Below are 15,628 nucleotides of genomic sequence, written 5' to 3' on the forward strand. Positions count from 1 at the left end.
AACTAACTAAATTATTTCGGCATTTCAGGAACCATAATTCTTCTTGTTGGCGTACTCAAAGTTTCAATAAAGGCCAAAAGATCGCTTATTTCTTCTTTATTTAAATTCAGTTTTTTAAGTGCAGGATCTACTTTTGGAATTAGCGAATCTCTTGGAGTTCCCAGATATTTTTTCTGAACGGGAGAAGGATTTCCTCCATTATACAATTCTACCACATCTAAAAGAGTTGGAAAATGCCCGTGATGCATCCACGGTTTTGTGTTTACCACTTCGCGAAGCGTTGGCGTTCTAAATTTGCCTATATCTTTTACATCTTTCGTCACATTATAACGCCCGAAATCTTCATTTTTAGTTCCGAATAAAGTTTGGCCATCATTATGAAACTGATTATCGCTGAAATAAGGCGTATTATGGCAATTGATACATTGCGCTTTGGTTCTGAATAAATGCATTCCTTTCACTTGAGAATCGGTAAAGGCCTCTGATTTTCCGCTCACAAACTGATCAAATTTACTTTTCGGACTATTAATTGATCTTTCGAAAGTCGCAATCGCATATTGAATTCGCTCTAAAGTCACTTTTTTATCTCCAAAAGCGGCTTTAAATAGTTTATTATAACCTTTAATCTTGGCAATTTTATCTACGGCAATCGTCAGTTTTTCATTCATTTCTAGCGGATCTGAAACAGGAAACTGCGCCTGATCTTCTAAACTGGATGCACGTCCGTCCCAAAATAAGGAAGTGGCATACGCCGAGTTTAAAATTGTCATCGAATTACGTTTTCCCGTTTGGCGATCATGCCCGAAAGAACGCGTCAAATTATCCGTCCAGCCCAATTCTGGATTATGACAGGAAGCGCAGGCAATTTGTCCGCTTCGGGATAACCTCGGATCAAAAAACAAGATCTTTCCCAAACTTTCTTTTTCCTTAGAATACGGATTGTAAGCAGGATAAGGAACAGCAGGAAGCACTCCAATATCCTCAAATTTAGTTTTATCGACACTTTCATGCAATTCCGCAGCAGGCCATTTGGAAGCATCACCGCCAGAATAAATTTTTCGTAATTCCTGAACATCAATATAATCTGGTTCTTCAACGCTTTTATAAGCCGACAAACCCAGCAGGAATAGGAGAGGGAAGATTAGTTTTTTCAATTTGCTTTGTTTTTTATGTTTTTGTTTTTTTTTGTTTCAGGTTTCAGGTTTCACGTCTTAGTCTTAGTCTTAGTCTTAGTCTTAGTGTTTCGTTAGGCTCCAAAAGCTTTGTCAAAGTTTAAAACTTTGACAAAGCTTCCTCATCGGAACTGAAAACTGACAACTGAAAACTGAGACTGAGTACTACTCTAAAGCGTAACCTCCTTGGGACATGGAATGTTTAAAGGGCTTGGCTTCGTATAAACTCTATTATTGTACATTCTGTATTGCGTAGAAACAGTTCCTCCAAAAAGTTTATCATTTGTTAGTTTTAGTTCAAATGAAATTTCGTATAGACCGTTGCCGATTTCTTTGTAAGTTCCATCTCCGGAAATAGCTATAACATGTGTATTTGTGGCACTCGATCCGATAGTAATATCCTGCGGAATTACTAGAACTGTTCCTTCAGTTTTGCTGTTTCCATTTGCTGGGAAAAATTCTAAGGCTGAGGTAATATTAAATCCGGGAGAAATTGCAGCAGAATTACTTTCGTTAGAGAACCATCTTTTTAAACCAAAAGAATTGACTGTATTGGTTCCGCTTGCAACATTAAATCCTATTTTAAACGCATCATAATAAACATCGTCATTAGGATTTGCGGTTCCTTTGTCGCTGTAAAGAATGGCGTTTTCATTGTCTTTTGTTACTACAACTGGAAATGTTAGGGCATTAAAAGTCTGCCAAGAACATGCACCGTTCACGCTAAACCAGTGTTCGCCATAAGTTAAATAAAAGGCATTAGTAGGATCGGTAAATTTAGATGCAGGATTGGCCTGAATATCTCTTGGCGATTTTATTGGTTTTACTACTGTTAAGGTAAGGTTTCCCGTTGCATTATAATTGGGAATATTTACTAATGTAATTTTTGACTCGTAACGTGCATCATCATTTTGAATATCTTCTAGCAGTGTTAAATGATAATTGATTGAACTTCTGTTATCTCCAAAATCATCATGAGTTAATGAATACTCAAAACCATTTTGGAATTTGAAAATTGCCGCGTTTTCTATTTCAGAAGGGAAAAATCCATTAGGGAAATTCACTTTAAAATCTATTGTTTCGCCAACTTCTCCTTTAACAACTAATTGATTAACAGGAAATGTATAGTTTGTAGTAATTGCGGCCAGATCAATTTTAAAAGTATCATTTGGATATTCTGTATTTAAATTTCCAATATGAATTTCTGGATCTGAAACAGTTTCCAATTTTAAAGTAATACTCTGATTTGCAGCCCATCTTTTATCAAAAGAAACGGCAATAGTATCGGTTAGTTTAGTTCCCTGAAAAGTTAACTGATTAACTGGATTTACTGTAAAACTTTCGTTATCACCTGTTGATGAAACTGCACTAAAATTGGCAGTAACCGTATTTTTTAAGTTACGAGTAGTTAATGCAACTGGCACTTTCAATGTTTTTACTGAAGTATTTACGTAATTAGACACAGGAGCTAAACTTCCGTTTACAGTTGGATATTCTACAGGTGTATTATCGCTCTTTACCAAGAAATTGAATCTTAAAAACGGATCAATTTCAGAACCTAATTTATAATCGTCTTTTGAGCAGGAAGTAAATAATACTGCTATAAACAATATGCTTAATATCTTAATACGAGTCATTTTGTTGTAAGTTAGGGTTAAGATTAGTGTTGAATGTTGGTATTGGCAGCACAAATTTTAAAGAAGGATATGTCACGCTGCAGCTAGTTGAAATACAGCCGTCATTTCTTGAAATATTCTTATGATTGCGAGCAAGATCAAAAAACAAATGACCTTCAAAGCAAAGTTCTTTTCTTCTTTCTAATAAAATATTTTCTTTAAGATTCACCGTACTAGTTAATAATGCAGCATTTGCACGGGCGCGGATAATGTTGATATCTGCCATAGCGATATCCGCTCTGTTGGTTTCATAAGCCGCTTCGGCGCGTATTAAATACATTTCGCTCAATCTGAAAGCTACATAACCTGCATTGTTTTGGAATTTTTTAGTGAAATTATAATTCACAGGAGTAAGCACACCGTTTACTAAAGTCTGTAATGGCTGTGTTAAGAACAATTGTTTTCTTAAATCGGCACTTTCGTAAAGATCAACGATGTCATTTGAAGCCACATATTTATTGTAAATGGTTGCAGATGTATAGCCAAAATAACCTGCCATAGAGGCTCCAGCAGTACCTTCAGCGTCTCTTGGAATCGAAAATTCTAATAAAATTTCAGATACAGGAAGATCTGTTTTTGCCCATTCTGCAAGATAATTGTCTTTTTCTACCAATTTAACGCCAGAATTTGTAATAACATCATTTGCAGTATCGTATGCATTTGTCCAGTCACTTTTCTGCAGATAAACTCGTGCAAGTAATGCTTTTGCACTGTTTACGTTAAAATAAGAATACGTTGAACCACTAAGTACTAAATTTGAAGAATAGTTGCTAATAGCCTCTTTTAAATCGCTTATAATTAGACTGTAAGTAGATGAAGCCGTTTCTCTCGCTGGGTATTGTATTCCTGTTTTAATTGATTTTGTGTTGTAAATAATTCCTAAGTGAGAAGCATCTGGACTATAGTTATAGTCTTGGCTGTAAACAATTGCTAAAAGAAAATGTGTATAAGCTCTAATTGTCATAGCCTCGGCCATAATTTGTTTTTTCTCTTCTTCGGTAGCGTCTTTTAGAGCAGGCGTATATTCTAAAATTAAATTGGCTTGATTGATAATATCATAACTTCCGTCGTAAAAAGATTTAAAATTACTAGTCAGTGCTAAATCATCAAAAGAATAAACCTGCTCTAGGTTTGCAGCTGGTGATATTTGCCCTCTGTTTGTTCCTGAAGCTGTTGGTGTAAATTTGATATTTCCTCCCTGCAAATCTGCATAAACAGCAAAACGTTCGCCTCTTACATTGGCTTCAACTTCTGTATAAAGTCCGGTTAGAGCGGTTAGAACTCCTTGTTTATTTTGCAATAATTCATCAATAGAAGTCTGCGTTCCAGGTTCCTGCTCCAAAAAATCACTACAGCTTTGTAATGAGAAAATCAGAAAAAATAATGTGATGTATTTTGAATATTTCATTTCTTTAAAATTTTGCATTAAGTCCCAGAGAGATTGTTCTTGCCTGAGGATAAATAAAACTGTATTCACTTATTCCGTTCATTCCTTTCGGACTTTTTGCTTTATACCAATATGCCACATTTGAAGCATCTGCAAAAACAGAAAGAGAATCCAGAAAAGTATTTTTCAGCGGCACATTATAACTCAGATTAATATTACTGATTCTCACATAAGTACCATCATAAACATATTTGCTTAAGTTTGAAAGAATAGGAGAGGATGTAATTGCAGACTGCGAAACAATATCTCCAGGATTTCTCCAGTGATCTGCTGCATTTACAGAAAGATTTCGGTTTAAAGTATTTGAATATTTGTCAATATAAACATCAGAAATAAAGACATCACCACCAAGCTGGAAATCTCCTCTAACAGATAATGTCAGGTTATTGTAAAATGTAAAGTTGTTATAAAAACCTCCGTATGCATCTGCCTGCGTGTCTCCAATTGGCACCCAGTCTGCAACGGTATGACTATCGTTATACGTTTTAGCATCATAAACTTGTCCATCTTTTTCTACAAGATCACGTCCTGTTGCAGGATCAACACCAACCCATTTTATTCCCCATAGGGTTGTTGTACTATAACCTATTTTTTGTGCCAATGCTATATTTCCTAATGCATAGTCGCTTCCTAAACCTTTTAGATCGGTTACTTTGCTATCTACTGTAGAGATGTTAAAAGTGGTTGTCCATTTAAAAGGTTCGCTTTTTATCCATTTAATTCTGGTAGTAAGCTCGAAACCTTTGTTGTACATACTTGAAGCATTTAACTGTACAGAACTATATCCAGTTTCTGTTGGAATATCTCTAGTCGTAATTAAATCACTTTTATTATCATAATAATATTCAAGTGTTAATTCGATTCTTTTAAAAATGTTAAAGTCAAAACCAACATTAAACTTTGTATTTTTCTCCCAGCTTAAATTGCCGTTTGGCGCGGCTCCCGTAGTTGCTGCAGAGTTACCATTATAACCGTTTTGACTAATATTATATAAACCTTTTGATCTGTATGAACCAATTCTTGAGTTACCTGTAGAACCGTAACTTGCTTTAAATTTTAAGAAATCAATCCAAGTGTTTGATTGTAAAAAGTTCTCATTACTTGTAATCCAGCTTAAACCAGCACCTCCGTTGAGGGCAACATTAGTATCATCTCCAAAAACCGAGCTCTCGTCGCGTCTTAAATTGGCTAGAACATAATAACGTTTTTTATAGTTGTAATTTACCTGAGATAAAAAGGAAACTCTAGAATTATAACTGATTTCATTTCGATACGTCTGACCGCTTTTCGATTCGTCAACTAAAGGCGTTGCTAAATTATCGTCTCTAACCGCATCGGTCACTTTATTAATCTGATCTGGATTCACGAATCCAACTCCAGATTTATAATTAAAATCTGTTCTGTCTTCAGACAATTCAAAACCTGCAATACCATCAATTTCGTGGTTTTCAGACAATTGTTTATTAAATAAAACTTGTCCCTGCCAGTTCCATTTAGTTGAATTTCTTTGATTTAAAAGTCTACGTCCCCATGCTGGATAAAGAATTCCGTCTAGCGTAAAAGAGCCATTAAACTGACCACTTTCGTTGGCAGCAGAAAAGTAACGATCTTGCTCCTTATCAGTATAATCCATTCCGAAAAGAGTAGAAAATTTAATAGCATTATTTAGCTGATAAGATAAATTGATGCTTCCTAAAAGACCAAATGTCTGCGCTTGATTTTTATTTTGTTCAATTGCTGCAAGCGGATTTCCTCTTGTAATACCGCTAACGCCTAAATCTGCATAAGAACCATCAGCGTTGTAAACTGCAAGAGTTGGTAAATAGGCAAAACTAGCAAAGATGTTTGGAGCATCTTTTTGTACATAACTTGGGTTCAGCATTAAATTTGCACTCCATTTGCCAGAATTGAAACCTAAATTAATACCTGCATTTAATTGTTTGGTATCGTTACCCAATTGAGGTTCGTCAATTTTGGTATAACTTACGTTTGTACGATAAGAAAATTTTGAAGTTGCACCTGAAACATTAAAATTATACTTGTTGTAAATTCCAGATCTGTTTAAAACCTCAAACCAATCTGTATTTACACCATTGTAAGCAACAGGAACATAACCTGTTGTGGTATTTTTCATGTATTCGTTTCTAAGCTCGGTAAATTGCTCACCGCTTAGATATTTGATTCGGTTAATAGCCGATGAAACTCCAAGCTGATTAGAGAAACCAAATTGTGTTTTTCCTTTTCTTCCTTTTTTAGTAGTAATCAAAATGACACCATTTGCACCATCAGCACCATAAATACCTACCGCTGCAGCATCTTTTAAAACTGATATTGTTTCGATATTTTCTGGCGCAATTTTCATTAGCGGATTGGCCAAATTTTCTGCAGTATCGCCACTTCCATCAAAAAAGGAACTATCAATACCGTATTCTTCGCTCATTACCACACCATCTACAATTATTAAAGGCTGAGTAGAAGTTCCCGTTTTTGCTCCTGTTAAAGATGATAATGTTCCCTGACCCCTAATATTAATTTTTACTGGACCACCAATACCAGAAGTATTTTCAACCATTACGCCGGCAATTTGCCCCGTAATCATTTTATCGATACTTTCTGAAGCTTGTTCTACCGCAATATCTTTGGCATTTAAAGTCGAAATACTCCCTACAATTTCTTCCTTTAATTTTGTAGTTCCATAAGATGAAGTAATCACAACAGGATTCAATTCGTCTGTGGTTTCCTGTAGATAGAAAACAAAATCTTTATTATTTCCGGCTTGTCGTGACTGAGATTCCATTCCTAAAAATCCAACTTCAAGAATAAGATTCGGAATGTTATTTCCTTTTAACTGATAAACAAATTTTCCGTTAAAGTCAGTTATGGCGCCCATTCCAGTTCCTTTTATACGAATAGCTGCGCCTGGAAGCGGTTGTTTGTCTTTGGCATTATAAACCGTTCCGCTGATGAATCTTTCGGTTTCCTGTGCTGCGCCAGAATCATTTGTAGAACTTGCGCTGGTCAGTAAGACCTGCTTTTTCTGAATATAAAAAGAGATATTTTTTCCGTCAAATAGCTTAGTCAAAGTGGTTTCCAATGACGCATTATCAACATTAATATCGGCTAATTGTTCCGCATCAATTTTTCGGGCATTGTAAATAATCCTATAATCAGTCTGCTGTTCAATCGATTTGATAATTAAGCTTATAGGTTTGTTTTTTACATGTAATGTAATGTTTTTATTTTGAGAAAAAGCTGAAAAACAGGATAATAGAAAGCCTAAGAAAAATAGAATTTTTCTTGAATTGGGATGTATCGTAAAAGTCATGTTTATTTAGTTATGGAAAATTGGTGTAATAGTAATTGTGTTTTGTTTAATGGAATAATTAAAAGGCGTGTCACGTTTTAGAAGTTCTAAAATATTGGCGACACTAGACTCACTAACTTTTATTGAACCTGTAAAACTCTGTTTGGCCAAAACAGTATTTTCGTTGATAATTTCAACGTCATAAGTACGTTCAATAATTTTTGCAATAGTAGAAAATGGGGTATTTTGAAACACCAGTTCGCCTTGAGTCCAAGCTTCATAAACAGCTGTATCAACTGTTTGTGTTACGATTTTCTTAGATTCGTTCTGCCACACTGCCATTTGGGAGGGCTTAAGCAAAACGGCGTTTAAAGGATTGTCTTTTTCAGACATTTGAATACTTCCTTCAACCAAAACACTACTCACAGTTTTGTCTTCAGGATAGGCACTCACATTAAATTTTGTTCCGAGAACTTCAATATCAATTTTATCAGAATGTACAATAAACGGATGCTGTTTATCTTTGGCAACTTCAAAAAAAGCTTCACCAGTTAAATAAACATTTCTTTTTCCGTTTATTCCAAATTGCTCTGGATAGCGTAAAGTAGTTCCAGAATTTAAACTTACTAAGGTACCATCTGAAAGTGTAAGCTTAAATCTTTTTCCATACGGGACTGTAAGCGTATGATAGGAAACTTCTTTATCGAGAACTTTCCCGAAATAAACAATTCGGTCTGTAAATTTTCGGGCGATCAATTCGCCTTTATCATTGACTAAAGTATTCTCATTTTTATGCGTAAAATATTCTAATCGTCCATCACTTAATTCCAGAACAATTTCTTTAGAAGCTGTTGTTCTTTCATTAAAATAAAAAGCAAGTCTTGTTAAACCCAATAATACAACAAGAATGGCCGCGTATCTAAAATACTTTCTTGTATTATTTTTTGGTTTCAATGCAATTACTGGAGTAGTATCACGTGAAATAGTTTCAGTAAGTGCTGTTAAAGTCCAAGTCTTTTTTAAAGTTATAAATTGCTTTTTATTTTCTTCTGAGGCATCAATCCAATCAAAAAGTTGTTGAACTTCTTGTTCTGAAGCTTCATTAGATAAGTATTTATAAATTAGTTCCGATGTCATAAATGCGTTTTTAAACTTCTCGCTATAGTTAGTACACCTCAGAATTAAAATACCCTACCTTTTATTCTTAATTATTATAAATAAGGATAAAAATTAGAAACAAATAGTCCGATAATTTAGTCTTTAAAATCTTCAAAGCCTTTGTCATATGGGCTTCGACAGCTTTTAAAGTCACTTGCATTTCTTCGGCAATTTCTGCGTTTTTTTTATTCTCAAAGCGTTTTTTAATAAAAACTTCGCGGGTTTTGGGCGGTAATTCATTAATTGATTCCTGAATAATGCGCTCCAATTCTGTTAATTCTAGTGTGTTGAACTGAAGTGAGTTTAAAACCTCAATATCCAATTCTCGTTCTTTGTGGTTAAGTAGGTCATTCTTAAATTTATCCTTCACTTTATTGTGGCGGATTAAATTCAGACATTTTGATTTGGCGTAGGTAAATAAGAAAGCTTGAATACCGTTAATAGATTCTACGTTTTCTCTATTTTGCCATAAGTGTAGTAAGGCTTCTTGAGCAAGGTTTTCAGCTTCGTCCTGATCATAAATAAACTGAACACTGAAAGATTGGATTCGCCTAAAATATTTATCGTAAAAAAACTTAAATGCAGTTTCGTCTCCTTCTTTAAAGGATTTGAAGAGATCTAATTCGAAACTGGTATTATGGTTCATTAAACGAAATTTACTTTGGAAAAGCAATATTAAGTAAATTTTAAAAACTACTCAGATTTGCTCAGAAAGCGGCAAATATAAAAGTTTATTTATATTAATTCTAAATAAAATTAATATAAACGCTATTTGAAAAAATATTAGTCAGAATAGGTGCAAAAAACTTTTAGAATGAGGGTTTAACCGCAAAGCGCGCAAGGATTTTTTTATTATGTAAGATTCTAAAAAACGCAAAGTTCGCAAAGCTTACTAAAAAACTTTGCGAACCCTGCGTAAACCTTTGCGCCCCTTGCGGTTAAATTTTACAAAACGCTACGTCTAAAATTTCTCCATCCAAAACCAATCAAAACCAAATTGAAAATCAATAAGGGTAAAAAAGCTGTCAAAAAGCTTATTTCTGATGGATCATTAAAAGTCTCTACTTTAAATTTCGACCAGTTTTCTTTGCTAACATCTGCATTATCAAATATTTTAGGATAAAAATACAAACGCATTTTTTCATGAAAATGCTTCGTTTCTTTCAAAAATAAAAGCTGATTTCCTAAATCGGCGTGGGCGATTTCGTTTAGCTGCAACTGCGTATGAAGCGTCGGTATAAATTGTGCAATTCTCTGACTGGCAAGGTTTCGCTGCTGTAATTTGGTTTCCAATTCACGGGATTCTGCAGCCGACTCATCGTCGCCCATTTGCTGCATCGCGTAATACCAAAGCCAGCTGAATTCTTTTTCTGGTAAAACATAACTTTTAAACTGCGGGTAATGTTTGTAAAATTTCTCCACAGTCTCATTTTTATCCATATCCCATTTTTCGTGATACGCATTTCGCTGTTTCAAAGTCAGTTCTAAAGCTTCTGGAACTTTGTATTGATTAACGATGTAAGCATTAATTCCGGCAGGAACAATGATTATTAAAAACAACCAGACCGTCAATAATAAAACAGCATTAAAATTCGAATGTTTTTGTAGTGAGACAATAAAAAAGCATACCGAAAACCAAAATAAAATATACAGAATCCCTAGTCCGTAAAAGAGGAAAAAAGTCTGATCCAGTGGAATATTCAAGAATAAAACAGCTGTCAAAAGTAAAATAGTAAACAATGCGATTAAACTCAAAATTCTAACGTAAAATAACTGTAGAATGTAAATGAAGGTATTCTGACTTTGCGTTGCTACAATTTTCCAAGTACCGCTTTCTTTTTCTTCTGAAATAAGATTGTACGAAAAGGAAATTATTAAAAGCGGAAAAAGATAAATCAGCACAAAACTGAAATCGATATTTCCTGCCAGAAGATTATTCGGGTTATTGAGTTCTGAATCGTATTTCTGACCTTCCAATCCGCGAATCGTAACACTTTGAATAGAGGGGTTGATATCGCGTTGTCCGATTGCTAAACTGTTTATAGGCAGTGTTTTATTGACTAAGGAGAATTTGATGTAATACAATAAAAGTCCGATCTCATCTTTATGAAATGCGGCATTTCTGGCGATATGTTCTTTCTGGTAAACAGCAGCTTGTTCAATATTGCTCTGCTGTTTTTCCTGAAATTGTTTTCCAATTAAAAGACTTATAAAACCAATGCACAACAAGAAAAGCAGCCCTATTTTGGTTCCTTTTGACCGAATGAAATTTTTATATAATAATACTAACATATTAAATGGCTTTAAGTTTTTTGGATGCAATTCGAACTAAAATGAAAAGCAGTGAAATCCAGAGAATAATTGAAATAATCGAGATAATTTCGTTTTTAAGAACCGTTCCGATTTTTTTAGGTTCGTAGTGAAATTCTTCTACATCTGCCCAATGTTCTTTACCAATCGTAAGCGGTTTATCATTTGGTCCAGGTTTTTTATTGCTGATGTATTTAATCTGCAATCCATTCATTTTCTGCGCCATTGCATAACGATAATCTTCGGCTTGTTTTTGAAAATCTACATACGATTCGTAATCGGTATTGGATAAACCCATCGATAAGTTTTTCATCGCGATATAGGGATTCAAAAAGGAAACTGTCTTTGAAAAGCTATTCTGCTTTTTGTAAATTTTTAAAAGCTCGGCTAAATGCTCATTGTAAATTCTGGAACTAATTTTTTCTCCTTCGGTCATAATATAACCAGAGTAATTAAAGGGAAGTTTTTGCACAGAATCGACTTTGTAAGCGCGAAGCAATGAATCTTTTATGGCTTTATAATGCGGATCATTCGGATTATGGCTGTCTCCCTGCTTCAGAATATCTTTTTCGATATCGCTGTTAAATTGGATTTTAGAAGGCGCTTCGTAAATATATGCCCCAATTGCCTGCGTTGTTCTTGGCAGAATAATGGTAAAAAGAAGCCAGATTCCAATAAGTGTGATCAAAGCTTTCTTAGATGTTTTACTTACTGCCGAAATTAAAACCGCAATAACACAGAAGAATAGGAGATAAGCGAAATGAAAAAGAATAAATAAAAGCATTTTTACGGTCTCGTCTGTCGTAACGGCGAAGTCTTGTAGAAAAAGCCAGACCAAAGCCAAAACAATAATAGTTGGAACAAAAAGCATCATAATGACACTTGCAATTCCTAACGTTTTTCCAATAAGAAGCTGTTTCCAACTGATTCCCTGCGTTAAAAGGATTTTTAAAGTTCCGTTTTCACGTTCGTATGCAATCGCATTAAATCCGAAGAAAAAAATAAGCAGCGGTAACAAAACCTGCAGCACCATTGCAATACTGATTTCGCCAAAACGAAGCATACTGTTCGAAAATCCAGCTTCAGAGAAATTGGCTGTATTTTGTTTGTGGGCTTCCAAGAAAATTGCATTTCCAAAAAAAGGTTCCATTCCAAATTCGAAAACGCTTAAAGGTGTGCTTTTTCTAAAAGCAAAGTTTCCATAATGCGCCATTCTATGCGGATTCTTATCTGGATTTTTCAACCAGTCTTCTCGAGATTCATGCTGATATTTTTCGCTGGTTTCGTTTTGACTCTTATAATTGTCCCAGCCCGTGAATGCGGCATATAAGAGCAAAATTCCAATAAAAATGGTAATAATATAAACTGCCTGATTTTTAAAAATCGAGTTTTTAAAATGTCTGGCTATAAGGAGTTCTGTGTGAAGTAATTTCATATAAATTAAAATTTATAAGTTACGGTTAGGCTTACGTTTCGGGGACTTCCCGGAAACAAACGCAGGTAATTCTGCGCGCCCAGCCAATAGGTTTTATTCAAAAGATTGCCTGCGTTTACAGCAATCTGCATATTACTATTATTAGGTTTATAATAAAGAGCAGCATCAAAAATGGTGAAATCTGGAAGTGTAAAATCTCTTGTAAACCAAGGTATTTTACTGCTTTGATACTGCATTCCAAAACCAATTCCGAAATCATCCAGAGCAGAGTCAGAAGCAAAATTATAGCGTGTCCAAAGATTGGCGCTGTTTTTTGGCGTATTCTGCTTTCGCTGTCCAATTAATGAGGCATTGGCATCATTTGTAATTTCCGCATCAATGTAACTGTATGAAGCATTAATCTGCCAGTCTGGAGTAATATATCCAGCCAAATCGCATTCAAAACCACGGCTTCTTTCAGAACCTCTCGTTACTAATAAATCGGGGCTTACAGGATCATTGGCGTTCATTAAAATATTGCGCTGATTAATTTCGTAAACAGCAGCATTAAAACTTACGGTATTATTGAAGAAAACAGCTTTTAGACCAAACTCTTTTAAATCACTTTCCAAAGGTTTAAAGAGACTTCCGGCAGGTAAACTTCCTGTCTGAGGCATTAATGTAGTTGTGTTGGACTGAGGCTGATAACCCTCCAAATAAGTGGTGTATAGATTAATTGAGTTATTGACAGCATAAGTAACGCCAATTCTAGGCAGTAATGCAGATTTTTTAACTGTTATCTCGTTGTTGGTTTCATAATTGGTAATATCTTCGAACCATTCATTTCTTAGTCCCAATAAAAAAGTAAATTTTTCCCATTGAATCTGATCTTGAATGTAAACTGCGTTTGTTGTTGTAAGTGCAGACGGAAGCGCTGTACGAACATTTAAAACATAATCCTGCGTATTTCTTAAAGCATAAGAAGGATTGTTTAAATCAAAGAAATTGACGTTTGGTTTGGGTAACACAACACCGTTTACAGTTACAGTTTGATAATTTGACGCATTTGCAGGAACAAAAGAACTCGCCACAGTTCCATCATTTAATAAATAACCTCTCGCAGCATTTTGCCCGCCGCCGATGTTTTTGTTCCACCTGCTTAAATCGTAACCTGTTAATAGTTTATGATTGAGTTTGCCTGTTTTAAAATCAAAATTTAAATAGGCGGTAAGATTATCAATATCCCAATATTGCTGGCGCTGCACAAACTGCATCATGGCAAGACTCGTAACAGGCTGATTGTTCATATCTACGGCAAAACCATTAGTGGTGCGGTGTTCCTGCAGGTTTTCTGTCCAGGTTTGTTTCATGTACGAAGCATTAAAACCAATTTTTGATGTGAATTTATGAGCAAAACTGGTCATCAAAATCATTTCTTTCGATTTGAAAAAATCTCCTGAAGCGCCTAAATTGAGACTTATTGGCGTTTTATTTAAATCAGTTTTACCTGCAACAGCTCCAAAAATTGGCTGTCCGCGGTCTAGAACTCCATTCATGTCGCTTAAAATCAGCTCTGTATTGATTGCTGTTTTTTTATTCGGAATATAACTGAAAGAAGGAGAAATCAAAAAGGACTTATTATTGACTAAATCCCGAAATGATTTGGCTTCCTGATACGCTCCGTTTACACGATACAAAAGTGTTTTCGATTCGTTTAACGGACCTGTAAAATCAAGGGTTCCGCGTAAAGTGCTAAAACTACCGACAGTTAAACTAACTTCCTTTCGGTCTACCGCCAGAGGTTTTTTGGTCACCATATTGATACTGCCGCCGGGATCAACAGAAGAAAACGAAGCACTCGACGGACCTTTGATGACTTCAACTCTTTCGATATTACTCGTTAAAGGCTGTAAAAAATAGTATTGTCTGGTTCGCATTCCGTTTATAATCTGTCCTTCTTCATTTTGACTAATACCGCGAATCGTATATTGATTGTAGTAACTGGCAGGAATAACACCGCTTGCCATTTTTACTACATCAGCAAGATAAATCGCTCCTTTATCAGCAATTAATTCTTTGGTAATAGTCGAAATAGACTGCGGAATATCTTTATTTAATGCAGCAGTTTTGGTTGCCGAAAAAGAATAATCACTGTTGTATTTTCGCGTTGAGCGTCCTACAATCTCAACAGTCTGCAATTCGTTTCGCTTGGTTTCCAGTTCAAGAGAATCCTTAATGATGCTGTCTCTAACTTTTTGATTGCTTTGCGAATGGACAATAGAAAAAGTGCTTACTAAAAATAGTAAGGAAAGTAAATGTTTCATTTTTATAGAGATGGAAATCGGTATTTCCTTTTAAACAGTTTGTAAATACAAATCTTCCAATTCGTTTGCAGAGATTTTTGAGGCTTCAATTACAGTAACTAGATTTCCCTGCTTCATGATTCCGATATGAGATGCCACTTCGCGCGCTCTGAAAATATCGTGAGTTGCCATTAAAATTGCCGTTCCATCTGCAGAAAGCTCTTTCAAAATTTGAGAAAATTCATTAGAAGCTTTTGGATCTAAACCACTTGTGGGTTCGTCCAATAAAAGTACTTTAGCTTTTTTAGCAATTGCAATTGCAATTCCGACTTTTTGACGCATTCCTTTAGAATAACCGCCGAGATTTTGTTCGTGTGCTTTGGTCTGAAGTCCAGCTTTGTTTAAAAAATATTCCAGTTCACCTTTTGAGTATTTAAAACCTGCCAGCGAGGAGAAAAATTTAAGATTTTCTATACCGGTTAAATTCGGATATAGCATTACAGTTTCTGGAATATAGGCGACAAATTCTTTAGTAGTTTTTGCGTTTAATGTAACGGGAATATTATTGATAGTTAAAGATCCTTCTGAAGGTTCTATAAACCCTAGAAATAAATTAATAGTTGTTGTTTTTCCGGCACCATTCTGCCCTAAAAGAGCAAATATTTCACCTTCTTTAATAGTTAAGTTTAAAGCATTTAAAGCAGTGTAATCACCATATTTTTTGGTTAGATTTTCGGCTGTAAGCATAATTATATTATTTGGATTTGGATATATTTTGAAAATGACAGCATTCTAAGCTTATAGGAATAGGCTAGAATTCTGAATAATATTGAAAGAGGGAAAT

The 15,628-nt window shown here is 34.9% G+C and carries 10 protein-coding genes; all 10 read right to left on the reverse strand.

The genetic code is table 11. From position 1 onward, the window contains the following. Nucleotides 1–11: 11 nt before the first annotated feature. The 10 genes from QE431_RS08405 to QE431_RS08450 all read right to left on the reverse strand — a co-directional run bounded on the left by QE431_RS08405 (nucleotide 12) and on the right by QE431_RS08450 (nucleotide 15,531). A complete protein-coding gene (locus tag QE431_RS08405) occupies nucleotides 12–1,154 on the reverse strand; it encodes a cytochrome-c peroxidase (RefSeq protein WP_307294941.1) in 1,143 nt (380 codons plus the stop codon). 188 nt (nucleotides 1,155–1,342) lie between these two features. Next, nucleotides 1,343–2,809, reverse strand: coding sequence for a hypothetical protein (locus QE431_RS08410; protein ID WP_307294944.1), 1,467 nt, complete (start codon nucleotides 2,807–2,809; stop codon nucleotides 1,343–1,345). Beyond that, the gene (locus QE431_RS08415) at nucleotides 2,796–4,256 is read right to left on the reverse strand and encodes a RagB/SusD family nutrient uptake outer membrane protein (RefSeq protein WP_307294946.1); all 1,461 of its coding nucleotides are present in this window, start codon (nucleotides 4,254–4,256) and stop codon (nucleotides 2,796–2,798) included. Before QE431_RS08415 ends, QE431_RS08410 begins: the two co-directional genes overlap by 14 nt. A gap of 4 nt (nucleotides 4,257–4,260) precedes the next feature. After that, nucleotides 4,261–7,620, reverse strand: coding sequence for a SusC/RagA family TonB-linked outer membrane protein (locus QE431_RS08420; protein ID WP_307294948.1), 3,360 nt, complete (start codon nucleotides 7,618–7,620; stop codon nucleotides 4,261–4,263). Between the two features lie 6 nt (nucleotides 7,621–7,626). After that, complete coding sequence (locus QE431_RS08425; RefSeq protein WP_307294949.1) at nucleotides 7,627–8,736, reverse strand: FecR family protein; 1,110 nt, start codon at nucleotides 8,734–8,736, stop codon at nucleotides 7,627–7,629. A gap of 67 nt (nucleotides 8,737–8,803) precedes the next feature. Continuing rightward, entirely contained in the window at nucleotides 8,804–9,403 is a 600-nt protein-coding gene (locus QE431_RS08430) for an RNA polymerase sigma-70 factor (RefSeq protein WP_307294951.1), read from the reverse strand. Between the two features lie 299 nt (nucleotides 9,404–9,702). Next, the gene (locus QE431_RS08435) at nucleotides 9,703–11,049 is read right to left on the reverse strand and encodes a DUF3526 domain-containing protein (RefSeq protein WP_307294953.1); all 1,347 of its coding nucleotides are present in this window, start codon (nucleotides 11,047–11,049) and stop codon (nucleotides 9,703–9,705) included. A 1-nt stretch (nucleotide 11,050) separates the two neighbouring features. Further along, on the reverse strand, nucleotides 11,051–12,502 hold the full coding sequence (locus QE431_RS08440) for a DUF3526 domain-containing protein (protein WP_307294954.1): 1,452 nt from the start codon (nucleotides 12,500–12,502) through the stop codon (nucleotides 11,051–11,053). 5 nt (nucleotides 12,503–12,507) lie between these two features. After that, the gene (locus QE431_RS08445) at nucleotides 12,508–14,805 is read right to left on the reverse strand and encodes a TonB-dependent siderophore receptor (RefSeq protein WP_307294955.1); all 2,298 of its coding nucleotides are present in this window, start codon (nucleotides 14,803–14,805) and stop codon (nucleotides 12,508–12,510) included. Between the two features lie 30 nt (nucleotides 14,806–14,835). Further along, nucleotides 14,836–15,531 (reverse strand): ABC transporter ATP-binding protein, encoded by a 696-nt coding sequence (locus tag QE431_RS08450; RefSeq protein ID WP_307294957.1) that lies wholly within the window; start codon nucleotides 15,529–15,531, stop codon nucleotides 14,836–14,838. Between the last annotated feature and the right edge of the window lie 97 nt (nucleotides 15,532–15,628).

The organism is Flavobacterium sp. SORGH_AS_0622 (assembly GCF_030818825.1).
In the GTDB taxonomy this organism is placed as follows: domain Bacteria; phylum Bacteroidota; class Bacteroidia; order Flavobacteriales; family Flavobacteriaceae; genus Flavobacterium.